Below are 25,955 nucleotides of genomic sequence, written 5' to 3'. Positions count from 1 at the left end.
CGACGGACGTCGAGCTCGCCGCATAACCCCAGCAACCCCGAACCACACCAAACCCGTCAGGGGCGCCTTGACGGAAGACATAGAGGCACCCCCCGATCAGCGACGCGGTGTGCGTGATGTTGAAGGCGCTGTGAGGGGTGGTGTCATGGCCTGGCGGTCCGTGAGGCGGCCGGCCTGGGTGGTGGCTGGGTCGTAGGCGGGTAGGTCAGTCATGCGGCGCAGGCGCCAGACGAGGACTTCGCTGATGGAGTCGGCGGTGTCCAGTTCCCTGCGGGCGGCGGCCTCGGTGAGGAGAGCCTGCGGGTTGTGGCCCGCCTGTGTGGCGTCGGAGAGGGTGGCGGCCAGGGCGTCCCAGCCGGGCTCGGCAAGGAGGGTTTCGGCGAGGTCGGGCAGGGCGGCGCGCACGGTGGTGGCGTGGTGGCGGCGCAGGGGCGGGGCGATACGGCGGCCCCGTTCGCGTAGCACGGCGAGCGGTTCGGCGGCTGCCTGCTGGTAGGCGGACCGCAGGTGTGCGGCGGCCCGGCGGGCGGCCTCGGCCTGCTGGGCGTGCTGCCGCTTGGCGTGCCAGTGGGCGGCGGCGATGGCGAGGAAGATCAGCGTGTCCAGGACCATCGCGGTGCCGGCCCCGTCCTCGCCCCGGCCGAACGCGGGCCCGCTGTGCACCAGGTCGCGGGCTGCCCGGCGCAGGCCATGCGCGTGGCGGAACTCGGCTCGGGTATGAGAGCGGGAGGCTCGCTCGAACTCCCAGGCTGCCTGACGCAGTTCGTTGCGGGTGTGGAGGGCGGAGGTCTTGGCGAGGGCATCGAGGACCTCGCCGGTGGCGGCGATCTGAGCTGCAGCCGTGCCTTCGTCGCCGCTGTGGTCGAGGACGAGCAGTGCCGCCCAGGCCGCGTGAGTGGTGGTGCGCCGGGCCGTGGCGGGTGCCGAGGGCGCGGCAGGGCGTTGTGACTGCTCGTTGTCGGTGGTCTCCGGTGAGGCGGAGTTGGTGGTGAAGCGTTCCTGGATGCGGGGCAGGGACAGGTCGGGTGCGAGCTTGGACCCGGAGAAGAAGATGGGCTCGCCGTCCTTGTTGCGGTCGCCGGGCAGAGCGACCGTGTAGCCCTTCAGGTCGCCGGAGGGCAGCACCTTGGTGCGCACGAGAAGCCCGGCGTCCTTGAGGCGGTCGAGGAACTCGTCGGTGGAGGCGGAGCCGGCGACCGCCCGGCGTACGGTTTCGCGCAGTTCCTCGCGCGCGGCGCGGTCGCGGCCCAGGCGTTCGGCCTTGTGCCGTTCGGCGCTGGTGGTGCGCCTGGCGGCGGTGCCGTCGCCGGATGCGACGCGGCGCAGGTTGTAGTCGGCTTCAATGCGGCGGCATTCGGTCTGGGCGCGACGGGCCTCGTTGTGCAGGCGGGGCCGGCGGCCGTCGTCGCGGACCAGGGTGGCGATGATGTGGATGTGGTCGTCGGCGTGCCGGACTGCGGCCCACCGGCACGCGCTGTCGTCGCCGTCGGGAGCGATGCCGGTCGCGGCGACCGTGCGGCGGGCGATGTCGCCCCACTGCTCGTCGCTGAGGATCGGGTCATCGGGGGCAGCCCGCACGGACAGGTGCCACACGTGCTTCTTCGGACGCCGGTGGGCTGGCAGGGCGTTGACGGGCTGGTCGAGCAGCCGCTGCAGCTGCTCGTAGGTGGCCTTGGGGTCGCGGCCGGGGTCGGGGGTGAGTGGGTCGAAGGCGGCGACCAGGTGCGGGTCGATGTGCTCCTCGTCGGTGCCGGGGCCGTACAGGTAGCGGATCAGCCCGATCGTCTCGCTGCCGCGTTTGTGGATGCTGGGGATCACTCAGCGGCACCGCCGTCACGGTGGGCCAGCAGCGCATCGGCGGCATCGTCCATGCGCAGGGCCGCGATCCGCACCGCCTCGGCCGTGGCGTCGAGGCGGGGTGCGTCGGCGCCGGAGTTGAGGGCCTTGGCGACCTGGTTGAACAGGCCGTGGATGCGGCCAAGGTGCCGGCGGGCGGCGAACAGTTCGTTGATGACCTCGCGTTCGGTGGCGATCTCCGCGGCGGTACGGGTCAGGTCGCGGGCGGCCTTGTCGACGGCGTAGGCGAGGAAGGCGGCGTTGGACATCTCGCAGTGGGTGGCTGCGTCGGTGAGACGCTTGAGCTCGGCGTCGTTCATACGGCAGCTGGGCTGGTGCGGACGCAGCTTCTCCTTACGCGGACGCTGACGCTTGCGCGACAGGGACTCGGCGTGCCGATTCCCTCCTGGCTGCGGGCCGTCCTCGGCCGCTGCCTGACGGTCCGGCGCCCCCTGGCGCTGGCCTGTTCCCGCCACCCCCGGGGCGGGAACTCCGGGAGCATTGCTCCCGGGACAACTTGCTGCGCTGTTCAGGCCGATGGTCATCTCCTGCTGGGGGGTGAGGAGTTCGTCGTTCGAGTCGTGCATTGCGCGGTCTTCCTTGGGCGTTGTGGGTGGATCCGGCTCAGTGGGGGTGGCTGGCGCGAGCGGCCTTCAGCTCGGCCTTGACGGTGCGGACGACCTCTCCGGCGGTGTCGCTGGCGACGCTGTAGCCGTCTTCGCGCACGGCGTCTTCCAGCAGGTCGCGGGAGAGGCGTCCGGCCTTGTGGTGGATGCGGTGCGCGTAGTCGGTGAGGACCTCCCGAGTCGCGCGCGGCTTGTGGCCCGGGCACTTCGGCTGCGCCCGCCTAGTCCTGCCCGGATCGGTATCCGGCGGCACCTTGCCCGGTTTCGGCTCCGGGCTGCTGGCGGTGTGGGCGGGCCGTTGCGGGCGGTTTTCGGGCTCCGTGCGGGCTGCCCGGTGGGCGGTGTCATCGCCCGCATCGTTCTCGGGCGGACGGGCCGGATCCTCTGCCCGCTTCGTTGCCGTGGCGCGCGGGCGGGTGGGCGTGGAGCCGCCCGTCGTGCCCGAGGCGGGGGCGGGCCAGCGCGGGGGCAGGAGGATGGAGGCCAGCGCGACGGCCTGTTGCCGGGTGCCGAGCTTGCGCAGCAGTAGCTCGTCCTGGCGCGCGTCGCGGTCGACGTCGGCCTGTTCCAGGGCCTGGTGCAGGCGGCGGGTGAGGCGCCGGCCCCGCCGGTTGGCGCGTTGCTCGGGTGGCATGGCCTTCGCCCGGAGGATCAGAGCGACGGCCCGGTCGAGGGCTCGCTCGCGGATGATCCGGGCGGCGTCCGCGTCCCGGTCGGCGATCCCAAGGCGGGCCAGCAGCCGCTCACGTCCCTGTCGGGCGAGGACGGCGGCCAGGCTGTGTGAGTCGGCGTGCGGGCTGCGGTGGCGGAGCTCGATGCCCATGGCCAGGTGCCAGAGCATCGCCGCCATGACCGGGCCGACGACGGCCCGCACCGTGCCGCCCAGCAGCCCGGACTCCGCGTAGGCGGGCAGGATCTGGACGGCCGTGATGACCCAGGTCAGGGTTCCGGGCAGGCCGGGTGCCTGCTTCGGGCCATTGAGGTTCTGCCGGGCGAGCAGGGCGGTGGCGAACAGGGCGAGCTCGGCGGCGGCGAACATCGCGGCACGCTCGATGGTGCTGCCCATGTCCAGGTAGTCGGCGGCGAACCGCCAGCTGGTGTCCGCGCTGTACGCGGTGCAGCCGATCGCGGCGACAGCGGCAACCCGGACGGCGGCGGTGCCACGTCGCTGCCCGACGCCGGACTTCCCGACTCGCCGCCGCCGCCGCCATCCAGCGAGCAGAGCGATGACGAGCAGCAGGACTGCGGTAGCCGCAGTTGCGGTGCTCCAGTGGGGCAGGGGCGACAAGGCGCCGGTGCCGGCGCTTATGTGTGCGGTGTTGCCGAGGGTCATGCAGACGATCTCCAAGGGGAGGAAGGCGAGGGGTCGAGGGGCGTTCACGGAGGGGGCGTACACGCGGGCCCCCTTCTAAAGGGGGCCACGCGCGTGATCGCTCGGGCACGTGTACGACGTGGACGCTCGCGTGATCGTTCTACCTGCGGTTTTGCGATGAGCGTGGACGCCGTGGGCGGTTTTCCGGGGCGTGTGCGCGCCATGGGCGCGTGTACGGTCGCGTGATCGCTTCCGAGCGTTGTCGGCGGGGCCTCAGCCGACGACGCCGATGTGGCGAGCGGAAGCGTAGTAGCGGGCCTGCTGCCCGCCTCCGGCTCCGCCGGCCGCTCCGTCGGCCTTCATGGCAAGGCCGGTGCCGACGAGGCGCTCCAGATGGCGGCGGGCCTTCTCCACGTCGGCGCGCTCGGGGTTAGTGTCGCCGGACAGACGCATCGCCAGGTCGCGGGTCGTCAGCCCGTTCGGGGCGTCGCGGAGGAGGACCACGGGATCCAGCGTCGGTTCGACCATGGTGGTTCCGCGCTGGTGGTCGTGGACGACGTTGAGCGGGCCGATCTCGCCCGTCACGGTCTTGAGGTGGTGGATCGTGACGGCGGGGTCCGCTGCCTTCCCCTCGATGAACAGGACGCTGCCTGCACCGGAGGTGAGCCAGGTGGAGCCGTAGACCCGGTCGAGGGCGGGGCGCTGGCCGCGCGGCGCGTCGGCTGCGGCCTTGCGCTGGTGGTGCAGCTCCATGACCTCGACGCCATTGCGCAGGGCGCGCATACGAGCGTTGTGGTAGGCGACTGCCAGACCGTCGTCGACCATCGTGCTGACGGCATCCTTGAGGCTGTCGATCACGATCGTGTCGGCGCCGTGTGCCGCCGCCAGGTCGGCCAGCAGGTCGGGCTCCTTGTCGACCGTGGCGGGCAGCGGGCCCTCCCAGACGACGAGCCGTTCGCGTAGCCGCTGCTCGTCGTGGGGGTCGACACGGCGGGCCATGGCGCGGGCGATCTGCTTCGGCCGGTCCATCGCCAGGTAGAGCACGCGCTTGCTCTCGGCGACAGGCAAGTCGAGGACCTTGCCCTGCAGGCCGAGACGGGCGAAGACGACCTGGTGGGCCAGGGTCGTCTTTCCTACGCCCGGTGCGCCGACAATCATCAGGCACTCGCCGGAGGCCCACGCGGTCTGGTCGCGTGTACCCCACAGGGGCTCGGCGTCCGCGCCGGTCTTCGTGACGAAGTCCCAGCCGTCGGAAATGTAGCGGGACAGCCGTCCGCTGCCGGAGGCCAGGGCCCGCTCGCGCTCCGCGCGCAGGTCCGCCTCGAAGGCGCTGCGGATCACGTCCGGATCGGCACCCGGCTCCTCGGTCTGCTGCCGCAGGCGCACGCTGAGGGCGTGCAGGCGGCGCCGGTCGGCCTGGCGGCGCACGATGTGCGCGTGGTGCTCGGCGTCACCGACCGAGGGCGAGGCGCTGGCGAGTTGGTGCAGGTAGACCGCACCGCCGACTCGGTTCAGATCCCCGGCCGCGTCGAGGCGCTCGCTCAGCACGATGGGGTCGGTGGGCAGGTCGTCGCCCCGCAGGGCGAGGAGCATGCGCCAGACCGTCTCGTGCGCGGGCCGGTAGAAGTCGGTGGCATCCAGGATGCCCCGGACCACATCCACGGCCTCGCTCAGGTGCATGCACGCGCCGAGCACGGCCTGCTCGGCAGCCAGGGCATACAGGGGCTCGCCCGGGCCGCGGAGGCCCGCTTCGGGGTCTCCGTCCGATGGCTGGTGGGATGGAAAATGGTGTGGCAGGCCCGTACTGTGGGCCATAGGACTCCTCTCCCGGCAGGCCATACGGAGCGCCAACTCCGGCCACCGGCACAGATCGTCATGGTTGGGCGGTTGTGAGGGTTTCCGCTTCGCCCCCGGTGTTCCAGCACCGGGGGTTTCTGCTTGTCCGGCCGCGTTCACCGCCGGACGCCCTAAGCCTACCCCAGGCATTCGGGAAACATCTAGTTGCATTTGGCTCCGGAATGGTGTTAGCTAGTTCACCCTAGGCCGCATCCGTACGGCCAGCCCCGCACGACGAGGAGGTGAACATGGCCAGCGGCAAGGGCGACGACGACCCGCGCGCGGTACAGGGGCGGCCCCCTGTTGAGAACAACATCGCCGAGCGAGTGAAGCTGGAGCGCGAGGCCCGCGGCTGGAGCGTGGTGACCCTGGCCGAGAAGATGGCCGAGGCCGGCCACCCCGTGGGTCAGTCCGCGATCTGGCGCATCGAGAGCGGCAAGCCGCGCCGCCGGGTCAACACCGACGAGGCGCTCGGTTTCTGCAAGGTCTTCGACATGACCCTCGATGAACTCGCCAGCCCGCCAGGGCAGATAGCCAACCCGATCATCCGGCGGCTGGTCGGCGAGTATGTCGAGCTATGGAAGGAATGGCGTTCCCTGGGCAAGTCCCTGGACGCCATCCAGGACCAGCTCCGGGACTACACCAAGGCCAACCCGGACCAGGACACCATGGTCCGCAACATGCTCGCCCACGAACTGGACGTGGCCTCCAACGGCGACTTCCATCGTCACAAGGGCGTCCGCTCCCGGCTGATCCGCTGGCTTGGCGACGCCTTCAACCCGTCGGCCGCCGCCGACGCTGACGTCGACGAGTAGTCGACCCCGGCGCGAGGCCCTCGGTGCTGCGAACACCCAGGGCCCTCCACTGCGGCGCCTTCGCGCGTCTGCGCAACCGCCCAACCAACCACCACCACGACCGGTCCGACCGGAGTTGGCGCTCCGTACGTGACCGGGTGAGGAGCCCTCTTGCCCGAGTTCCCCCTGCCCATCACCCAGCTCGCCCTGCTGCTCGGCGTTCCCGAGGGAGCCCTACGCACCCTGATGGCCGACCGGGACGACGAACCCGGCGACCCCACCCTCGTCGGGCTCACCGTCGAGGAGGCCGCCCGCCGCCTCGGCATCGGCCGGACGAAGATGTACGAGTACGTCTCCTCCGGGGAGATCCCCTCCGTCAAGATCGGCAGCCTGCGCCGCATACCTGCCGAGGCGGTCGGAGAGTTCCTGGCTCGCCGCTACCGGGCCACGGACTTCGGCGCCGCAGCCTGAGCGGGGCGCGCATGGCACAGCCCCGAAAGTCCCAGAAGCTCCGCCAACCCAACGGCGCTTCCACCATCTACCTCGGCAAGGACGGCCGTTGGCACGGCCGGGTCACCGTCGGTGTCAAGGACGACGGCACCCCTGACCGCCGCCACGTCAGCCGCAAGACCCGCGCCGACGTCACCAAGGTCGTGCGCGAGCTGGAGAAGCAGCGTGACTCCACCGGTGTCCGCAAGGTCGGCCAGATCTGGACGGTCCAGACGTGGCTGACCCACTGGGTCGAGAACATCGCCGCGCCGAGCGTCGGCGAGAACACCATCGATGGCTATCGCGTGGCGGTCTACCACCACCTCGTTCCCGGTCTGGGCGCCCACCGCCTGGAGAAGCTGGAGCCCGAACATCTGGAGCGCTTCTACCAGAAGATGCAGGCCGGCGGCAGCGCCGCCGGAACCGCCCACCAGGCGCACCGCACCATCCGTACGGCCCTGAATGAGGCCGTTCGCCGTCGCCATCTCACCACCAATCCGGCCTCCGTAGCCAAGGCTCCCAAGTTGGAAGAGGAGGAGGTCGAGCCGTATTCGGTCGAGGAGGTGCAGCGACTTCTCCTCGAAGCGGGGAAGCACCGCAACACCGCACGCTGGGTCATCGCCTTGGCGCTGGGCCTGCGCCAAGGCGAGGTCCTTGGCCTCAAGTGGGAGGACGTCGTTGTCGACAACGGCGAAGGGGGTGTGATTCGCGTACGACGTGGACGGCTGCGGCCCCGCTACAAGCACGGTTGCGGTGACAAGTGCGGTCGCAAGCCTGGCTACTGTCCGCAGAAGATCAGCGTCCGGCGCGAGACCAAGGACACCAAGTCCCGCGCGGGCAAACGCCCTATCGGTGTGCCTGAGGAGCTGATGAAGCTGCTGCGGCTGCACAAGCAGGAGCAGGACCGCGAACGCACGCTCGCCCGCGACCTGTGGGTGGAGAAGGGGTTCGTGTTCACCTCGCCGATCGGCGAGCCGCTCAATCCCAACACCGACTTCCACAAGTGGAAGGCGCTGCTGAAGGCTGCCGACGTCCGCGACGGCCGCCTCCACGATGCCCGCCACACTGCCGCGACCGTGCTGCTGATCCTCGGGGTCACCGACACGGTCGTCGACACCCTCATGGGCTGGGAGCCCGGCAAGTCCGCCCGGATGCGTCACAGGTATCAGCATCTCACCGCCCCTGTGCTCCAGCAGACCGCCGCGAAGATCGGTGGCCTGCTTTGGGGCACGCCGGCCCGGTCTCAGCCGTCCATCGGAGGTTCCTCGGCCGGCCTGAACCAGAGTCTTCCCGCTCCGGTCGACCAGGTGGTCTACGTGACTCGCCTCGGTGAGCGGCGCGTTCCGTTCCTGCGCCGCGAGCACGCCGAGGCGCTCGTCGAGCAGTGGGGTTCCGGCCGGCCTGACCGCCCTGCGGAGGTCGAGGAGTGGGATCGCGGTAAGTGGGAGGACGAGGGGCCGGGCGGCATGCGGGCCATCCGTGACCGGATGCCCGACCGCAAGCTCGTCTTCCACGCTCATGCCCTCTTCGCCCCTGGCGGAGAGCGATTGAACGTCGGCGGCTCCGAGCAATGGTCGGTGGCTGCCTGGGAGTTCGAGGCTGACCTCTACACGGACTTGTCATTGCGCTGGCACACCACTCGGCGTCCTGGTCAGGAGGTCGAGGCCCAGGTCCGCGGTACGGACAAGGAAGCCGTGGCCGCCGCCTTCGTCGAGGCGTGTGCGCAGGCTGTGGATCGTGCGAGGGATCCGGGCAAGTACGGCGACAGCGACGAGTGGTAGTCGATGTCGACGGGATGGGCTGCACCAGCGCTGGTGCAGCCCATCGGCCGTTTCGAAGCCGTATGGGTGTGATCGCGCGCTGGCTGGGGCGGCTGGGTGCACCTCCCAGCGTAAGGAGGGCTGCCGCGGCGGAGGCGAGCGCGAGCCCGGTGAACAGGCCCGGGTAGCCGCCGAGCGGGCTGGCCAGCGTGGCTCCGCCGCCGCTCGACGGCCTCGCGTTAAGTCGGCCCGTCCTGGCCAACGGCATCTACCTGAGCTGCGGCATGGTTACCCCGCACTGCGAACGTTCCTGGCACGAGTTGCTGTCGCCGAGGTAGCCGCGCCTCAGTGCGTCAGTTGGTCGAACACATCGTCCGGCAGCGTCTTGATGTACGCGATGCGTGCACGGATGGCTGCCTCGAGATTGGCCAACGACAAGCTCACCGACGGCTCGACGAAGTCTTCGTTGCCCGCCTCGGCGGTGAGCAGAGCAACAGCGTCGTAGTTGCCTTCCTTGACCATGCGTTCGAAGAAGATCTTGTACCGTCCTATGTACGAGGCCCCCTCGAAAATAGGGTCAGCCTTGAACGGCATGTTCTTAGGCACCTTGACCTCGCGCAACGAATCCGGCGCGCGTTCCACGAGCATGATGAAACCGAACCAGGGCTTCAATTTGCCGAACAGGCCGCGTTCCACGGCCATCTGGGAGTCGGCCGCGAGCCCGAGGGCTTCCTCGGTCCGGTTGTTGTAGTTGTTGCCGAACGAGGGGCCTCGCTGGGACTTGAACTCCATCGCCGCGATCAGGGAGCCGCGGTAGAGCACCAAGAGATCCCAGTTCTTCGCCGGGCGGAAGTACGCCGGCAGATTGTTCTTACCGGTCGTGCGTACCTCAAGGGTGATGTCCGGATCATCCCGCCATAGTTTCGCCACGGCTTCCTGCATCGCGTCCATCTGCTTGCCACCCGTGACGGCTGCACGGTTGCCGGTGTCCTTGACTCCGGTCGCCTGCCCCTGCTTCGCGGCTTGCAAGTCCAGGCCGGTCCAGTAGCCGAGAACAGCGGCGCGCCAGGTCTCGACAGGTGTCAGGTCGCTCATGGCCCTCTTCTTCTAATTGGATGCTCAGATGCTGCCGACAGGAAGCCCGTACGCTTCTTCGGCCGCACGCGTCGCGGCCGCCCTGTCGCCGGCGCGGAACGCCTCACGGAGCTTGGAGGCGATGTCGTCGGGGATCGTTTCGGGGCGCGGGACGGTGATCTTCCGCAGGTACTGCGCCTGGAATCGCAGCGTGCCGCCACGCATCTTCACGCCGTAGGCGCTCACGAATGCCTCTGCGATCCGAGAGAGCAGCAGCCCGCCAAGCACCTCCATGTCCCACGTCGACGAGACGATGTAGTACAGGTTGTGGTGCGGGTAGTAGCCGCCAGGCTCCAGTACCGGCGTGATCTGGGCTTTCATGTCCTGAAGCAGCAACTTCGGTCGTTCGGCGAGACCCGGGTAGACCTTGTCGATGGTGCGGTGCCACGTGCTCGGGCTCTTCCTCGCGACGAACCGCTTCTTGACGTTCGGGTGCGAGGCGAGTGCGGCCTCGAACTTCGGGTAGTCCGCGAGATCCACGAGCGTGCCTTCGTCGTCCCATGGGTTGAGCAACATCTTCGAAGGCGTTGTGAGGCGACCTGCGCGGATGTCGTCGGCCATGACGATGGGCGTCAGCCGATCTTGCTCGACGTCGATGCCGGCTTCTGTGCTGATGATGTAAGCCTTGTCGGCCCCGGTCGCGACCCCGATGCTGATCTTCGTTGTGCCGTCGGCTTCGAGCGTCGGGAACGTCTCCTGAAGGAGCTCCAGCAGCTTGATGGTGTGCGGGGATCCTGCGGGCCAGAAGTCGTCGGTCTCGAACCAGCTGGGCAGGCGCGCGCCCTGCCATCCCTGGCCCGAAGCCTCCTCTGCTGTGCCCCGTACGAACGCCAGGGCTTCGCTCGCGGAGGCCGCCCCGAACGCGGCAGTGGTGTCGATGAACGTGGCGCTGCCCTGCTCGGAGTTGGCCAGTACCGTGATCGCCGGGTAGGCCGAGACCTCTGCTTCAAAGGCATCCACGTCGTGCATCTGCCACACCGACTCGACCGCATAGCGAGAGGTCACGAGGCCCCGCAGGTGTTTCCCGTACGCGTTCCGCATCCAACGGTCCGCGCAGATGAACCCAACCCTCCCGCCGCTTGCGAGCATGGACAGTGAACGCTCGTAGAAGCCGACATAGATGTCCGCCCGTCCACGCATCGTCCGCCACGTCTTGCGGTAGGCAGCCTCGGTCTCATCATCGAGATCCTCGGTACGGATGTACGGCGGGTTGCCGATCACGAAATCGACATCCGTCGGTACCTTGTCGAGAAGGAAGTCGCCATGACGCAGCCAGCCTGCAGACAGGGTTCGGGCCTCTGCGGGACTTGCCCCAGCGGCTTGGAGCATGTCCGCCGACTTCTTCCGGCAGGTCGCGACATGCTCGTGCTGGAGGTCGAGACCGTATAGACAGTCAGCCAGCGCTGACAGCTCCGTGCCGTGGACCTTTGCCGACTCGAGCAGTCGCTCCAGCACAGGAACGAAAAAGGCTCCGGACCCGATCGACGGCTCAACGAGCTTCATCTGCGTGAGGTCCTTGTTTGCCGTGTAGCCGACCAAATCAAGAATCGTCTCGACGACCCATCGACGGGTGAAGACCTCGCCATACTCGACCTCGTCGGGGGCAGCTGCAGCCATGGGTTCCTCTCGTCACGGCTCACTGCACGAGCCCTCGTCTCAAGGCTATCGGTGGGCACGACCACCAGAGGACTTCTCGCTACTACTCGGATTCGTGGCTCCATGGTGACTCGTCGAAGCTCTCCTCCATGATCAACGGAGTCCAGCCTCCCCTTGTGCCTCCGGCAACAGGCACGTGACGCAGCGGGGCAGCCGTCAGCTGATCAACCTCGGACTCACCCGCACCAGAGGCTCGCTCGTGAAGGATCGTGACCGTCCGGTCGCGCCAACTGAGACCAAAACTGAGACCACGCACGACGAAGGGCCCCACCGCGAACGGTGGGGCCCTTCGACATCGTGCCCGGTGAGGCACTGGCGGAGGATACGAGATTCGAACTCGTGAGGGGTTGCCCCCAACACGCTTTCCAAGCGTGCGCCCTAGGCCTCTAGGCGAATCCTCCGCCGCAAACAATACAAGACGTTGAGGAGTGCTCGCGAACTCGTTCCCCCCGCTCAGATCCTGTAGCCTGTGCGAAGCCCCTCACGCGGCGCTATCTGACTGAACTCCCCCAGGGCCGGAAGGCAGCAAGGGTAGGTTGGCTCTGGCGGGTGCGTGGGGGGCGCTTGCGTTTCACCGGTGGCCGATGCCCGGGATCGTGCGTGGGGCCCGATGTCAGTGGTCGCCTATAACCTCGTATGCGTGTCGTCTCTCGCGCTGTACCGCCGCTATCGCCCGGAGTCGTTCGCCGAGGTCATCGGGCAGGAGCATGTCACCGACCCGCTGCAGCAGGCGCTGCGGAACAACCGGGTCAATCACGCGTACCTGTTCAGCGGGCCGCGTGGGTGCGGGAAGACCACCAGCGCACGGATCCTGGCCAGGTGTCTCAACTGCGAGCAGGGGCCTACGCCGACCCCGTGCGGGGAGTGCCAGTCCTGCCGTGACCTCGCGCGCAACGGGCCCGGCTCCATCGACGTCATCGAGATCGACGCCGCCTCCCACGGTGGTGTGGACGACGCCCGTGACCTGCGGGAGAAGGCCTTCTTCGGGCCCGCCGGAAGCCGCTACAAGATCTACATCATCGACGAGGCCCACATGGTCACGTCGGCCGGTTTCAACGCGCTCCTCAAGGTCGTCGAGGAGCCGCCGGAGCATCTGAAGTTCATCTTCGCGACCACCGAGCCCGAGAAGGTCATCGGCACCATCCGGTCGCGGACCCACCACTACCCGTTCCGCCTGGTGCCGCCGGGGACGCTGCGGGACTATCTCGGCGAGGTGTGCCAGAAGGAAGGCATTCCCATCGAGGACGGCGTGCTGCCGCTCGTCGTGCGGGCCGGCGCGGGGTCCGTGCGTGACTCCATGTCCGTCATGGACCAGCTCCTCGCCGGTGCGGGCGACGCGGGTGTGACGTACGCCATGGCCACCTCCCTGCTCGGCTACACGGAGAGCTCGCTGCTCGACTCCGTCGTCGAGGCCTTCGCCACCGGTGACGGCGCCGCCGCCTTCGAGGTCGTCGACCGGATCATCGAGGGGGGCAACGACCCGCGCCGCTTCGTCGCCGACCTGCTGGAGCGGCTTCGGGATCTTGTCATCCTCGCCGCCGTTCCGGATGCGGCGGAGAAGGGGCTCATCGACGCCCCGGCGGACGTCATCGAGCGCATGCAGGCCCAGGCCGGCGTCTTCGGCGCCGCCGAGCTCAGCCGTGCCGCCGACCTCGTCAACGAGGGCCTCACCGAGATGCGCGGCGCCACGTCGCCCCGCCTCCAGCTCGAACTGATCTGCGCGCGCGTGATGCTGCCCGCCGCCTATGGGGACGAGCGGTCCGTCATGGCCCGCCTCGACCGCATCGAGCGCGGCGTGAACTTCTCGCCGGGCGGCGGTATCGGTGTCCAGGGCGCCCCCGCGATGTCCCCCGCCATGCCTGCCATGGGGTACGTGCCCGGGCCCGAGGCGCACGGCGGCTCCGCCATGGGCGAGGGTGCGCCCATCCCGCCCGGCGGCGGGGCTGCGGCGGCCCGAGCGGCGGTACGCGGGCAGGGCCCCGGGCAAGGACAAGGGCCAGGGCAAGGACAGGGGCAGGCTCCGGGGCAGGCGGCTGCGCCTGCTGCCGCCGGACCCGCGCCGGTCCAGCCCCCAGCCGCCCCGCCTGCGGCCCCCCCGACGCCCACTCCCCCTCCCGCTCCTGCTCCCGCTCCCGCTCCTGCTCCCGCTCCTGCTCCCGCTCCTGCTCCCGCTCCCGCCGCCCCTCCCGTTGACGGGCCTCCCGCCCGGTCCGCCCCCGGCGCCTGGCCCACTCCCACCGCGGCGGGCAGTGGCCGTCGGCCCGGCGGCTGGCCTACGGCCACGCCCGCGGGCGGTGGCGGACGTCCGCCGGCACCCGCCCCCGCCGGGCCCCCGGCCTCGGCCCCGGCGGTACCCCCGACGCCGGCTGCCGCCCCCGCCCCCGCTGCCGCGTACGCGCCTCCGTCCGGCGGCCTCGACCCCCGCATGCTCTGGCCGAACATCCTGGAGGCGGTCAAGAACCGTCGACGCTTCACCTGGATCCTGCTCAGCCAGAACGCCCACGTCGCCGGTTTCGACGGCACGACCCTTCAGCTCGGCTTCGCCAGCGCCGGCGCCCGCGACAACTTCGCGAGCAGCGGCAGTGAGGACGTGCTGCGACAGGCGCTGACCGAGCAGTTCAGCGTCCAGTGGAAGATCGACGCGATCGTCGACCCGTCCGGCGGCTCGGCACCCCCGACCGGCGGTTTCGGCGGCGGCGGCGGTGGCGCCGGAGGCGGTGTCGGCGGCGCTCCGAGCGGCTACGGCAACGCCGGCGGCTACGGCAGTCCCGGCAGCGGCCCGGGGGGCTACGGCGGCAGCGGCGGTGTGACGTCTGCCTCCTCGGCCCCGTCGGCCATGAACACGGCAGCACCCTCGGCTCAGGCTCAGGCTCAGGCTCAGGCACAGGCGCAGACACAGGCCCCGACCGCTTCCGCCGCCCCCGCCCAGCACGCACCCGCGTCGGCGCCCGCCCACACGGCCCCCGCCCCCGAGCCGGTGGCCCCCGAGGACGACATCCCTGAGGACGACGACCCGGACCTCAACGAGTCGGCCCTCTCCGGCTACGAGCTGATCGTCCGGGAGCTGGGAGCGACCGTGGTGGAGGAGTTCACCAACGAATAGCGCGCGGAGAGTGCGAGAGCGCGGAGAGTGCGAGAGCGAGGAGAGCGCGAGAGCGAGGAGAGCGCGAAGAGCGAGGAGAGCGCGAAGAGCGAGGAGAGCGCGAAGAGCGCGGCGGGTCGTCGTTTGGAGGAACGCACAGTGCCGTCGCGCCCCGGCCTTCGGAAGCCCGCACAAACGCCCCGGCCCCGGCCGGTTAGGCTGACCCCGTGAACGTCCTCGTCATCGGCAGCGGCGCCCGCGAACACGCCCTGTGCCGCTCACTGTCCCTCGACCCCGCCGTCACCGCGCTGTACTGCGCCCCCGGCAACGCCGGCATCGCCGAGGTCGCCGAGCTGCACCAGGTCGACGCCCTGGACGGCGAGGCCGTGTCCGCGCTGGCCGTCGAGCTCGGCGCCGAGCTGGTCGTCGTAGGCCCGGAGGCGCCCCTGGTCGCCGGGGTCGCCGACGCCGTGCGCGAGGCGGGTATCCCGGTGTTCGGCCCCTCGAAGGAGGCCGCTCAGCTGGAGGGCTCCAAGGCGTTCGCCAAGGACGTGATGGCCGCCGCCGGTGTGCCGACCGCCCGCTCCTACGTCTGCACGACCCCCGAGGAGGTCGCCGAGGCCCTCGACGCCTTCGGCGCGCCGTACGTCGTCAAGGACGACGGTCTGGCCGCCGGCAAGGGCGTCGTCGTCACCGACGACCTGGAGGCCGCGGCGGCGCACGCCGCCGCCTGCGAACACGTCGTCATCGAGGAGTTCCTCGACGGCCCGGAGGTCTCCCTCTTCGCGATCACCGACGGCGAGAGCGTCGTTCCGCTCCAGCCCGCCCAGGACTTCAAGCGCGCGCTCGACGGCGACGAGGGCCCGAACACGGGCGGCATGGGCGCCTACTCGCCGCTGCCCTGGGCCGACCCGAAGCTGGTGGAGGAGGTCCTGCAGACCGTTCTCCAGCCGACCGTCGACGAGATGCGCCGCCGCGGCACCCCGTTCTCCGGCCTGCTCTACGCCGGCCTCGCGATCACCGGCCGCGGTGTGCGGGTCATCGAGTTCAACGCCCGCTTCGGCGACCCCGAGACGCAGGTCGTCCTGGCCCGCCTGAAGACCCCGCTGGCCGGAGTCCTGAAGGCCGCCGCCACCGGCGACCTCGCCGATCTGCCGCCTCTGCGCTGGAGGGACGACGCGGCCGTCACCGTCGTCATCGCGTCGCACAACTACCCTGGCGCCCCGCGCACCGGCGACCCGATCACCGGCCTCGCCGAGGTGGCCGCCGAGGACGCCCCGCACGCGTACGTCCTGCACGCCGGGACGAAGGACGACGACGGGGCGGTCGTCAGCGCCGGTGGCCGTGTGCTGTCGGTCACCGCGACAGGCGCCGATCTCACCGAGGCCCGCGAGCGCGCGTACAAGGCGGTCGCGCGCATCGGTCTCGACGGTTCCCAGCACCGTACGGACATCGCCGCGAAGGCGGCGGCGGACGCGTAACACGCGTTCCGAGTACACGGACCGGCGGGCGCGTGACACGCGTCTCAGCAGGTAGTCCCAGGCCCCGGGCCTCAGGGAACTCCGCACGGAGGACCCCTGGAACCCGGGGCCTGATCATTGCCCAACGTCATTCACCTTTCCCCAAAGCAATTCCATCGAGTGAGCGCTGAGCTATCCGGCTGACGTGGGCCGGAGTGCCAACTAGGGTGCGGCGCAAGCGTCCCGGCGCAGGTTCCGGCACTTGGCCCACCGGCATTGCGATGTCAGTGGGCGGTGCCACAGTGGGGGAGTGAGCACTGCGAAGACAGCCGGGGGATACAGGACTGCAGGGAGGGGGTGAGGTCCGGTCGTGACCGGTATGGGTGTGGAGGTGGGCGCGCAGGCCGCGCGTGCCCGGGCGCTCGCCGTGCTGCGTATCCGCAGTCGGGCACTCGCCGTCGCGCTGTTGCCCGCGGCAGCCGCCGTGATCCTGCTCGCGGGCGGTTCCACCGGGCACTTCGTGGGCCAGGGCTGGGACGCCGCACGCTGGGCCGTGTCCGTCGTCGCGGTCGTCGTGCTGCTGGCCGCCGGGGTCATCGCCCTGGTCGTGGCGCGGGCCCGGCCCGCCGTCAGTCCCACGGTCGCGGTCGCCGAGGAGTCGGCCCCCGACCTGTACCGGCTGGTGCGTGACCTCGCCGACCGCCTCGACGTCCCGGCGCCTTCCGCGATAGCGCTCACGCCGGACTGCGACAGCTGGCTGGAGGACCGCACCCACCCGGCCCACGGCCCGCCCCCGCCTCGCGACGGCGACGAGATAGCCGGCGCGGGCGGCCCCCACAGCCCCCTCCACCGTCGTGCGACGGCGGCGCCCGTCCTCGTCATCGGCTCGCCGTTCCTGTGGTGGATGCGCGTCGGCGAGCTGCGCGCCGTCCTCGCCCCCGTCGTCGCCGGTACGGGACCTTCCGCGCACCCCGACATAGCCGCGGCCCGGCGCTTCGTGCGCGGGCTGGACGCCGCGGTGGCCGGCTGCGCCTCCCGCGGCAACCGGTATCCCGTCCTGCGGCCGGCCTGCTCGGGCATCGGCTGGGTCGCGCGCCTGATGCTGCGCGGCTGCCAGGTCCACGCGGGCGAGATGGAGCGGGGCGTGGCCGCCGCGGCGGCCGAGCGTGCACAGGCTGTGGACTACGGGCTGCGGATCGTCGCCCAGGAGCAGGTGGGTCTGGCGTACGCGGGCTGGGACCGGCTCCTGACGCGTGTGGCGCTGCCCGCCTGGCGGATGGGCCGCTGGCCCTCCCGGCTGGACGCGGGGGTCGTCGCCGCCCTCACCGAGCTGTCCCGGCGCGACCGCCTGGCCGAGGGCTTCGCCTCCCGCCTCGGCGAGCGCCCCGCCTGCGACCTGCTCGAAGAGCCCGGCTCCATCGACGAGGCCGCCTCGCTGCTCGCCGCCCGTCTCTTCCACGGCGGGCCCGCGGACCCGGGCCCGGACTGGTCGCCGGTGGCCTGGGACGACTACCCGGACGAGGTCGTCGACCGCAAGTGGCGCACCGACGCGGCCCGCCTCCACCGCGTCCTGGACGCCCTCGGCGTCCGCCGCACCCCCGATCCCACCACCCACCCCCACGGCCCCACCCTGTCCCGCATCCTGGACCACCTGACCACCCCCGCCCAGACACCGGCGGACCCCCACCCCGAGAACGATCCCCCCACGACAGCCGGGCCTCACATGTCCGACGGCCCCCACATGCCGCACGGCCCGCATGTGCCGGACGGGCCCCATGTGGCGGACAACCCCCATGTGGCGGGTGGCCCCGCGTCGGCTGACCACTTCGGCTCGGCGGGTGGCTCCCGTTCAGCGGGTTCGGCCCCGCTGCCAGAGGTGCCGGGCAGGCCTTCGGCCCCCGATTCCGGACCGACATCCTCCAGATCCGCCTCCGCCTCCGAGCCTCCCGCCACCTCGGACGCGCCTCATACGGCGGGCCCGGTCAATACGGCAGACGCGTCTCATCCGGCGGCTCTGGCCCATCCGGCGGGTGGCCCCGCGTCGGCTGACCACTTCGGCTCGGCGGGTGGCTCCCGTTCAGCGGGTTCGGCCCCGCTGCCAGAGGTGCCGGGCAGGCCCTCGGCTCCCGAACCCGGACCGACACCCTCCGGATCCGCCTCCGCCGCCGAGCCTCCCGCCACCTCTGCCTCCGCCGGACCATCCGTCTCCCCCGCTTCGGCTGCCCGCCCAGCCACCTCCACCCCCGCCGCTCCCGACCCGGGCCCAGACCTCGCACCGGCCCCGGCTGCAAAGGCCGTCCGCACCCCAGACGACGCACCGGCCCCGGCCGCAAAGGCCGTCCGCACCCCGGACCCAAACCCTCTCGCTACCTCCGACCCCGCTTCTCACCCCATCTCAACCCCCGCTCCTCAGCCCCCCTCCGCCCTCGCCCCCGAAAGTGAGGATCCGCCGCCCCCCAACCCCCGCAGCGCTGCTCTGGCGGCTCGGCTGGGGGTCGAGGTCGGGCGGGAGGAGGCGGTGGCTGCTGCGGCCGCTCCGGCCGGCCCCCCGCTGCCCGGGCAGGGCCCCGACATGGCCCTCTGGGACGGCGACGCGCTCCCCCTGTTCCCGCTCCAGCCCCCGCGCACCGACCGCGAGCTGCTCGCCGACCACGTCACGGCGATGGTCTGCTGTGCCGCGATGGACACCGTCGGCGCGACCCCGGGCCTCGACTGGCTCGACGGCCCGACCCTCCTGGTCGACGGCGAGCGCGTGGCCGACCTGACTCCCCGCGTCCTCAGCCTCGTCGAGGACGGCGACGCGGCCCCTCTGCGCACCTGGCTCGTGGAGCTCGGCATACGACCGGAGAAGCCGGTACGACTCGGCTGAGCGCCCACCCGGGGCCGGGGCGCGCAGCGGTGCGGGCGCGGGGCGGGCCCCGAACTCCCTCCCCCCGCCACCCCCACCCCCACCCCTCGCGCTCCCCCACCGAATACCTATCGGAGCACCGGATTCCACTTTCGGCCAATTCGCAACGAATAGTGACTGTCTGCGCGCGTTATGTGATGTGCTGGGACCGATAGCGCCCATGGCAAGGGCTTGCGACATAGGACACGCGTCATCCGACGAACGCGCACGGCCGCCACGTACGCACGAACCATCACGGGGGCACAAAGGGAGGGGAGCACCATGGGACCCGGACCAGGACCGGAGCGCATCCGCCGATGGGAGTCCGGAGCGCTGGCCCACGCCGTGACGGACCCCTTCGGGCAGGGCCCCGTCCCGTGGCTGCGCGGCAGCGAGACGTACTTCGACGACACCGGACACGTCGTCCCCTGGTACGTGGACCAGGCCCCCGCCCCCGCCGCCCCCACCCGCCGGGGGGCGCCCCGTATCCCCGCCCCTCGCAGCGCGGACGCCGTCGGCGGCCCCCGATCCGCCGACGACGTCCGACGGCAGATCAAGGGTTTCATCTCCACCGGCGCGGTCGCCCCCGGCGACGCCGCCGACTTCCACATCACGGTCGACCCGCCGCAGGAATTCAGCGTCGACATCTACCGCATAGGCCACTACGACGGCGACGGCGCAGCCAAGATCACCACCAGCCCGCGCCTCTCCGGCATCGTCCAGCCCCCGCCCCTGACCGCCGACCGCACGGTCTCCTGTCACCACTGGTGGCTCTCCTGGCGCCTGCAGGTGCCGTCGTACTGGAACGTCGGGGCGTACGTCGCCGTCCTCACCACCGTCGACGGCTACCGTTCCCACGTCCCCTTCACGGTCCGTGACAACCGCCCCGCCGACCTGCTCCTGGTCCTCCCCGACGTCACCTGGCAGGCCTACAACCTCTACCCCGAGGACGGTCGCACCGGCGCAAGCCTCTACCACGCCTGGGACGAGAAGGGCCGTCTCCTCGGCGAGGCCGACGCCGCGACCACGGTCTCCTTCGACCGGCCCTACGCGGGCGCCGGCCTCCCCCTCCACGTCGGCCACTCCTACGACTTCATCCGCTGGGCCGAACGCTACGGCTACGACCTCGCCTACGCCGACGCCCGCGACCTGCACGCCGGTCACATCGACCCCACCCGTTACCGGGGCCTCGTCTTCCCCGGCCACGACGAGTACTGGTCGACGCCCATGCGTCGCACGGTGGAACTGGCCCGTGACAGCGGCACCTCACTGGTGTTCCTGTCCGCGAACTCCGTTTACTGGCAGGTGGAGTTGGGGGCGTCGCCGTCCGGCGTGCCCGGCCGTCTGCTCACCTGCCGCAAACGCAAGGGGCCCGGCAGGCCCGTCCTCTGGCGTGAGATCGACCGCGCCGAGCAGCAGCTGGCCGGCATCCAGTACGCGGGCCGGGTGCCCGATCCGCACCCGCTGATCGTGCGCAACGCCAGCCATTGGCTGTGGGAGGCGACCGGCGCAGGCGAGGGCGACGGCATCGAGGACCTGGTCGCGGGCGAGGCCGACCGCTACTTCCCGCGCACGCCCCTCCCGCCCCACGAGGAACGCATCCTCCTCGCCCACTCCCCGTACACCGACGCCGACGGCGTCCAGCGCCACCAGGAGACCTCCCTCTACCGCGCCCCCTCCGGCGCCCTGGTCTTCGCCTCCGGAACCTTCGCCTGGTCCCCGGCCCTGGACCGTCCCGGCCATGTGGACCCTCGTGTCCAGCGCGCCACCGCCAACCTCCTGGACCGCATCTGCAAACGCGACTGACACCTGTTCGCACACTCGCCCCACCCGCTGTCCTTGATCGATCCCGATGTACGGGACAATCAACCCACAAGGCCCGCCCGTCTCCCACCACCACCCTGCTCGAGCCCTGCGGGCACCCCTTTGTTTCAACCACGGGGAGGAACCGTGTCCGGATTCGTAGAAAAGCCCGAGCCCCTGCAGGTGCCGGGCCTGGTGCATCTGCACACCGGCAAGGTGCGCGAGCTGTACCAGAACGAGGCGGGCGACCTCGTGATGGTGGCCAGCGACCGCACGTCCGCCTTCGACTGGGTGCTGCCGACGGAGATCCCCGACAAAGGCCGCGTCCTCACGCAGCTCTCCCTGTGGTGGTTCGACCAGTTCGCCGACCTGGTCCCGAACCACGTCCTGAGCGCGGAGCTGCCGGCCGGCGCGCCCGCCGACTGGGCGGGTCGCACCCTGATCTGCAAGTCGCTGCGGATGGTGCCCGTCGAGTGCGTGGCTCGCGGCTACCTCACCGGCTCGGGTCTCGTCGAGTACAAGGAGTCCCGCACGGTCTGCGGCCTCGCCCTGCCCGAGGGCCTGGTCGACGGCAGCGAACTGCCCGCGCCGATCTTCACCCCCGCCACCAAGGCCGCCGTCGGCGAGCACGACGAGAACGTGTCCTACGAGGAGGTCGCCCGCCAGGTCGGCGCCGACACCGCCGCCGAGCTCCGCCAGGCGACCCTCGCCGTCTACGGCCGCGCCCGCGACATCGCCCGCGAGCGGGGCATCATCCTCGCCGACACCAAGTTCGAGTTCGGCTACGAGGGCGAGACCCTGGTCATCGCCGACGAGGTCCTCACCCCGGACTCCTCCCGCTTCTGGCCCGCCGACCGGTGGCAGCCCGGCCGCGCCCAGCCCTCGTACGACAAGCAGTTCGTGCGCGACTGGCTGACCTCGGCCGAGTCCGGCTGGGACCGCGCCGGCGAGCAGCCCCCGCCGCCGCTTCCCCAGCAGATCGTGGACGCGACCCGCGCGAAGTACGTCGAGGCCTACGAGCGCCTGACGGGCACCCGCTGGAGCTGACCTCACGGCAAAGGCCCCACGAAAGGCCCACGACAAAGGCCCCGGTCGATGACCGGGGCCTTTGTGCTGGAGCGGACGACCAGGTTCGAACTGGCGACCTCAACCTTGGCAAGGTTGCGCTCTACCAACTGAGCTACGTCCGCACTGCGCCACCGTGAACGCGGTGCATGTTCCGTGGCGCGAGGCCAACTATACCCAACCCCGCTCCCGTGCGACCCGCACGGCGGCGTGCCGGTTCTCCGCCCCGAGCTTGGACGCGGCCGACGACAGATAGTTCCGGACCGTCCCCTGCGACAGCGCGGCCCGCTCGGCGATCTCCGCGACGGGCGCCCCGTCGGCGGCGAGTTCGAGCACCTCCGCCTCGCGCGAGGTCAGCGGAGAGTCCCCGGCGGCGATCGCGTCGGCCGCCAACTCCGGGTCGACGTAACGGTTCCCGGCGTGCACGGTACGGATGATCTCCGCGAGCCGCTGTGCGCTCACCGTCTTCGGGACGAACCCGCGCACACCCGCCGCAAGCGCCCGCTTGAGGTGTCCCGGCCGGCCGTGGCTGGTGACGATCAGTGCCTGGCAGCCGGGCAGTTCGGTGCGCAGGGATGTGGCGACCTTCACACCGTCCGCGCCCGGCATCTGAAGATCCAGGACGGCCACGTCGGGCCGGTGCGCCCGCGCCATCGCCAGCGCCTCCGGTCCGGTGGCCGCCTCGGCGACGATCACCAGGTCGTCCTCCAGGGAGAGCAGCGCGGCCAGGGCGCCCCGGATGAGGTGCTCGTCGTCGGCGAGCAGGACCCGCACCACCGTCATGAAGTGACCTCTCTCACAGCAGCCTTTCCGTTCAGCGGTACCTCGGCGACCACCCGGAACACGCCTGCCTCGGCGAGTCCGGCTTCCAGCGTCCCGTCGACGCCCCGCAACCGTTCCCGCAGTCCGGCGAGCCCCGACCCGCCGCCGGCTTCGTCGGTGGAGCCGGCGCCGTCGTTCTCCACCGTCAGCAGCACGCGTCCCTCCGCCTTGCGCAACGCCACCGAGCAGCGCCCGGCGTCTCCGTGCCGCAGCACGTTGGTGGTGGTCTCCCGCACCACCCAGCCGAGCGCGGACTGCACCTCCGCGGGCAGCCCGTCGGCCTCGCCGCTCACCTCACAGCTGATCCCGGCCGCCTTCAACACGCCCTGCGCTCCCGCGAGTTCGACCCCGAGGTCGGCCTCCCGGTAGCCCCGTACGACGGCGCGTACCTCCCGCTGCGACTCCTGCGCGATGCGCTGCACCTCGATCATCTGCTCCACGGCGTCCGGCCGTCCGCGCCGGGCCAACTGCACGGCCAGCTCGCTCTTCAGGGCGATCACGGCCAGGTTCCGGCCCATCACGTCGTGCAGGTCCCGCCCGAACCGCAGCCGTTCCTCGGCGACGGCGAGCCGGGCCTCGGTCTCGCGGGCCCGCTCCGCCTCCCAGAGCACGGACAGGGTCCAGGCGCCGCAGCGGCAGGCGAGCAGGGAGAAGAGCGTTCCGAACCCGGTCAGCGCCCCGACCATCACGATCCCGGCGGGGTCGGGGTCGGTCCAGGCGAACGCGGCCATGAGCACCACGGCGAGGACGGCGGACCCGCGCAGGAACACCCGCACGGGGGTGACGAGCCCGTACAGCAGCCCGAAGGGCAGCAGCGCCGCGCCGATGAACAGTCTGATCGCCACCGGATCGGCGCCGCCGTGTCCGGCGAGCGCCAGGATCAGCGCCAGCTCCAGGGCGAGCAGGGCGGCGGCGGGCCGCAGCGCGCGGGCCGGGAGTTCGGTGCGGCCCAGGTAGTGGTCGAGCACCGACCGGGTGAGCCGGTTCGCCTCCGCGCACTGCAGGGCGCCCACGAGCAGCAGCAACCCGCCGACGACCAGCGGCACGGGCCGGCGGTCGAGCCCGCCCACCAGCGGCAGCGCCAGCCAGGACGCGGAGAAGAACCAGGTCGTGGCATACCAAGTGATCACGGTCTGCAGCTCGACCCGCTCCGCCTTGCTGCGCTCCCGCCAGTGGCGCCGCTGCCACCCCCGCATCCAGCCGAACACCGTTCCCCCGCCCCCTCAGGCCTTGTCTGCCTCTCAGGCCTTGTCTGCCCCTGAGGCTTGGTCGCCCCTCAGACCCTGTCTGTCTCTCAGACCCTGTCTGCCTTCGGGCCTGTCTGTCTCTCAGACCCTGTCTGCCTTCAGGCCTGTCTGCCTTCGGGCCTGTCTGCCTTCGGGCCTGTCTGCCTTCGGGCCTGTCTGCCTTCGGGCCTGTCTGCCTTCGGGCCTGTCTGTCTCTCAGACCCTGTCTGCCTTCAGGCCTGTCTGCCCTCGGGCCTGTCTGCCCTCGGGCCTGTCTGCCCTCGGGCCTGTCGGTCTAGCGCCTCGGCTCCCAGCGGAACCGCCGCTGTACAGCAAACACCGCCAGCACCGTCCAGGCCAGCGCGGTCGCCAGGGCGCCCAGGGCCTCGTATGCCGACAGGCTTCCGGTCCAGCCGCCGCGGATCAGGGTGATCACCGGGGACAGCGGCAGCAGTTCGCAGACGGAGGCGAGCCGGTCGGGCAGCAGTTCCAGGGGGACGGTCACTCCGGAGCCGGTCATCGACACGAGCACCATCGGCATCGTGGTGACCTGCGCGCTCTCCACGGTCCGGGTCACCGCCGCCGTGGCAGCCGCGAGCGCCGCGCACATCGCCAGGCCCAACAGCAGCCCCAGGACGGCGAGATGGGGCGCTTTCGGGGCCGGTACGTCGAGCAGGACCGTGGCGCCGGCCACCAGCACCAGGAACTGCACCAACCCGGTGGCGAGGACCGGCAGCGCCGTCCCGCCGAGGATCTCGGCGTCCCGCAGTTCGCCGGTGCGCAGCCGCTTCAGCACCAACTCCTCGCGCCGGGCGGTGTAGATGGCGGCCAGCGCCGAGTACACCCCGAACAGCAGCGAGAACCCGATCGCGGTGGGCAGCAGCACCAGCCCGACGCTGAGCCCGACATCCTCCACATCCATGTCCTCGACGACTGACGCCAGGCCGACCGGCAGCACCAGCGGCATGAACACGGCCGCGATGACCGTGCTCCTGCTGCGTCCGAGCAGCGTCAGCTCGGCCCGCGCGAGGGCAGCCATCCGGCTCGCGGGAGTCGTGACCGCCCGCCTGACCGCACCGGCGCAGGCAGCGGCCGCGCCCGTGTCCCCGGAGTCCTTCACCGTCGTCCCGCTCATGCCGCGACCTCCTCGGCCTCGTCGTGGTGCGACGCCTCGCGGGCGATCCCCAGGAACGCCTCCTCCAGCGAGGCCGACCGCACGTCCAGCCGCCGCAGTTCGACGCCGGCCCGCTCGGCCCACACCAGCAGGCCGGTCGCCGCCCGCTGTAGCTCCCGCGTGCGCAGCCGTACGACACGGCCCTCGACCTCGTGACCGCACACGCCCAGCTCGCCCAGGGGCGGCAGGTCGCCCACGAAGTACCCCTCGGGCAGTTCGAAGGCGATCCGGGACGGCTGGGCGCCGGTCACCTCGGCGGGTGTTCCCGCGGCGGCGATGCGGCCCTGGTGCAGGATGGCCAGCCGGTCGGCGAGGTTCTCGGCCTCCTCCAGGTAGTGGGTGGTCAGCAGCACCGTCGTACCGGCGTCGCGCAGGGCGCGCACCAGGTCCCAGGTGTCGCGGCGGCCCTCGGCGTCCAGGCCGGTCGTCGGCTCGTCCAGGAACAGCACCTCGGGGTCGCCGAGGACCGCGAGCGCCAGGTCGAGGCGTCGGCGCTCGCCCCCGGACAGCTGCTTGACCCGGACGCCGGCCCGTCCGGCGAGCCCGACCAGCGCCAGCGCCTCTGCGGCCGGGCGGGTGCCGCTCACGCAGCCGGCCCACATCCGCGCGGTCTCGGCGACGGTCAGCTCGGAGGGGAAACCGCCCTCCTGGAGCATCACGCCGATGTGCGGCCGTACGGCGGCCCGCCCGGTGTACGGGTCGTGGCCGAGTACGGCGATCCGCCCGCCGTCGGGCCGCGCGAGGCCCTCCAACAACTCGACGGTCGATGTCTTTCCGGCGCCGTTGGTGCCCAGCAGCGCGAAGATCTCACCGCGGTCGACGTGGAAGGAGATCCCACGGACCGCTTCGAACCCGCCCCCGTACACACGCCGGAGGTCGGTGACCTCAATCACGTGTTCATTCGTGTTCATGCCTCCAGCGTCTCCGCGGTCGGAGGCCGGCAGCAGTGAGAGGTGTCACCACTCCGTATGACAAATGTCAGTCGATCGCTTG

General features: G+C 71.2%; 18 protein-coding genes, 2 tRNA genes and 1 other RNA gene. 9 read left to right on the top strand and 12 right to left on the bottom strand.

Going from position 1 to position 25,955, the window contains the following annotated elements; translation table 11 throughout:
• Positions 1–96: 96 nt before the first annotated feature.
• From ACIBAF_RS40605 to ACIBAF_RS40590, 4 genes are all read right to left on the bottom strand, one after another.
• Positions 97–1,818, bottom strand: a complete 1,722-nt coding sequence (locus ACIBAF_RS40605) for a relaxase/mobilization nuclease domain-containing protein (protein ID WP_399470293.1) — start codon at positions 1,816–1,818, stop codon at positions 97–99.
• Complete coding sequence (locus ACIBAF_RS40600) at positions 1,815–2,156, bottom strand: plasmid mobilization relaxosome protein MobC (protein WP_399470299.1); 342 nt, start codon at positions 2,154–2,156, stop codon at positions 1,815–1,817. The genes ACIBAF_RS40605 and ACIBAF_RS40600 overlap by 4 nt, the downstream gene beginning before the upstream one ends.
• A gap of 304 nt (positions 2,157–2,460) precedes the next feature.
• Positions 2,461–3,795 (bottom strand): hypothetical protein, encoded by a 1,335-nt coding sequence (locus ACIBAF_RS40595; protein ID WP_399470297.1) that lies wholly within the window; start codon positions 3,793–3,795, stop codon positions 2,461–2,463.
• A gap of 252 nt (positions 3,796–4,047) precedes the next feature.
• Positions 4,048–5,589: a DnaB-like helicase N-terminal domain-containing protein gene (locus ACIBAF_RS40590; RefSeq protein ID WP_399470291.1), complete on the bottom strand. Its 1,542-nt coding sequence runs from the start codon at positions 5,587–5,589 to the stop codon at positions 4,048–4,050.
• A gap of 269 nt (positions 5,590–5,858) precedes the next feature.
• Here ACIBAF_RS40590 and ACIBAF_RS40585 point away from each other — a divergent pair, with 269 nt between their 5' ends.
• From ACIBAF_RS40585 to ACIBAF_RS40575, 3 genes are all read left to right on the top strand, one after another.
• On the top strand, positions 5,859–6,425 hold the full coding sequence (locus tag ACIBAF_RS40585; RefSeq protein WP_399470289.1) for a helix-turn-helix domain-containing protein: 567 nt from the start codon (positions 5,859–5,861) through the stop codon (positions 6,423–6,425).
• Positions 6,426–6,575: 150 nt separating this feature from the next.
• Positions 6,576–6,875, top strand: a complete 300-nt coding sequence (locus tag ACIBAF_RS40580; protein WP_399470287.1) for a helix-turn-helix domain-containing protein — start codon at positions 6,576–6,578, stop codon at positions 6,873–6,875.
• Positions 6,876–6,886: 11 nt separating this feature from the next.
• Positions 6,887–8,674: a tyrosine-type recombinase/integrase gene (locus ACIBAF_RS40575; RefSeq protein ID WP_399470285.1), complete on the top strand. Its 1,788-nt coding sequence runs from the start codon at positions 6,887–6,889 to the stop codon at positions 8,672–8,674.
• Between the two features lie 324 nt (positions 8,675–8,998).
• Here ACIBAF_RS40575 and ACIBAF_RS40570 read toward each other — a convergent pair whose 3' ends face one another.
• From ACIBAF_RS40570 to ACIBAF_RS40560, 3 genes are all read right to left on the bottom strand, one after another.
• Positions 8,999–9,748: a PaeR7I family type II restriction endonuclease gene (locus ACIBAF_RS40570; RefSeq protein WP_399470283.1), complete on the bottom strand. Its 750-nt coding sequence runs from the start codon at positions 9,746–9,748 to the stop codon at positions 8,999–9,001.
• Between the two features lie 24 nt (positions 9,749–9,772).
• The gene (locus ACIBAF_RS40565; RefSeq protein WP_399470281.1) at positions 9,773–11,404 is read right to left on the bottom strand and encodes an Eco57I restriction-modification methylase domain-containing protein; all 1,632 of its coding nucleotides are present in this window, start codon (positions 11,402–11,404) and stop codon (positions 9,773–9,775) included.
• Positions 11,405–11,756: 352 nt separating this feature from the next.
• A tRNA-Ser gene (locus tag ACIBAF_RS40560) sits at positions 11,757–11,844 on the bottom strand.
• 71 nt (positions 11,845–11,915) lie between these two features.
• Between ACIBAF_RS40560 and ffs the strand changes: the two genes are divergently transcribed.
• The 6 genes from ffs to ACIBAF_RS40530 all read left to right on the top strand — a co-directional run bounded on the left by ffs (position 11,916) and on the right by ACIBAF_RS40530 (position 21,722).
• Positions 11,916–12,014: signal recognition particle sRNA small type (gene ffs, locus ACIBAF_RS40555), an RNA gene on the top strand.
• A gap of 69 nt (positions 12,015–12,083) precedes the next feature.
• Positions 12,084–14,546: a DNA polymerase III subunit gamma and tau gene (locus ACIBAF_RS40550; RefSeq protein ID WP_399470279.1), complete on the top strand. Its 2,463-nt coding sequence runs from the start codon at positions 12,084–12,086 to the stop codon at positions 14,544–14,546.
• Between the two features lie 206 nt (positions 14,547–14,752).
• The gene (purD, locus tag ACIBAF_RS40545) at positions 14,753–16,006 is read left to right on the top strand and encodes a phosphoribosylamine--glycine ligase (protein ID WP_399470277.1); all 1,254 of its coding nucleotides are present in this window, start codon (positions 14,753–14,755) and stop codon (positions 16,004–16,006) included.
• A 358-nt stretch (positions 16,007–16,364) separates the two neighbouring features.
• Positions 16,365–18,854, top strand: coding sequence for a hypothetical protein (locus ACIBAF_RS40540; RefSeq protein WP_399470295.1), 2,490 nt, complete (start codon positions 16,365–16,367; stop codon positions 18,852–18,854).
• Positions 18,855–19,154: 300 nt separating this feature from the next.
• A complete protein-coding gene (locus ACIBAF_RS40535; RefSeq protein WP_399470275.1) occupies positions 19,155–20,678 on the top strand; it encodes a N,N-dimethylformamidase beta subunit family domain-containing protein in 1,524 nt (507 codons plus the stop codon).
• 144 nt (positions 20,679–20,822) lie between these two features.
• Positions 20,823–21,722: a phosphoribosylaminoimidazolesuccinocarboxamide synthase gene (locus ACIBAF_RS40530; protein WP_399470273.1), complete on the top strand. Its 900-nt coding sequence runs from the start codon at positions 20,823–20,825 to the stop codon at positions 21,720–21,722.
• A gap of 67 nt (positions 21,723–21,789) precedes the next feature.
• Here ACIBAF_RS40530 and ACIBAF_RS40525 read toward each other — a convergent pair.
• The 5 genes from ACIBAF_RS40525 to ACIBAF_RS40505 all read right to left on the bottom strand — a co-directional run bounded on the left by ACIBAF_RS40525 (position 21,790) and on the right by ACIBAF_RS40505 (position 25,873).
• Positions 21,790–21,865 (bottom strand) — tRNA-Gly (locus ACIBAF_RS40525).
• A gap of 46 nt (positions 21,866–21,911) precedes the next feature.
• Entirely contained in the window at positions 21,912–22,523 is a 612-nt protein-coding gene (locus ACIBAF_RS40520; protein WP_399470271.1) for a response regulator, read from the bottom strand.
• Positions 22,520–23,758, bottom strand: coding sequence for a sensor histidine kinase (locus ACIBAF_RS40515; protein ID WP_399470269.1), 1,239 nt, complete (start codon positions 23,756–23,758; stop codon positions 22,520–22,522). The genes ACIBAF_RS40520 and ACIBAF_RS40515 overlap by 4 nt, the downstream gene beginning before the upstream one ends.
• A 325-nt stretch (positions 23,759–24,083) precedes the next feature.
• Positions 24,084–24,923, bottom strand: a complete 840-nt coding sequence (locus ACIBAF_RS40510) for an ABC transporter permease (RefSeq protein ID WP_399470267.1) — start codon at positions 24,921–24,923, stop codon at positions 24,084–24,086.
• On the bottom strand, positions 24,920–25,873 hold the full coding sequence (locus tag ACIBAF_RS40505) for an ABC transporter ATP-binding protein (protein ID WP_399470265.1): 954 nt from the start codon (positions 25,871–25,873) through the stop codon (positions 24,920–24,922). Before ACIBAF_RS40505 ends, ACIBAF_RS40510 begins: the two co-directional genes overlap by 4 nt.
• Between the last annotated feature and the right edge of the window lie 82 nt (positions 25,874–25,955).

This window comes from Streptomyces sp. NPDC051677 (assembly GCF_044453465.1).
Taxonomy (GTDB): Bacteria; Actinomycetota; Actinomycetes; order Streptomycetales; family Streptomycetaceae; genus Streptomyces.
The sequence above is the reverse complement of the archived record's forward strand: the minus strand, read 5'-3'. Positions and strand labels throughout refer to the sequence as shown.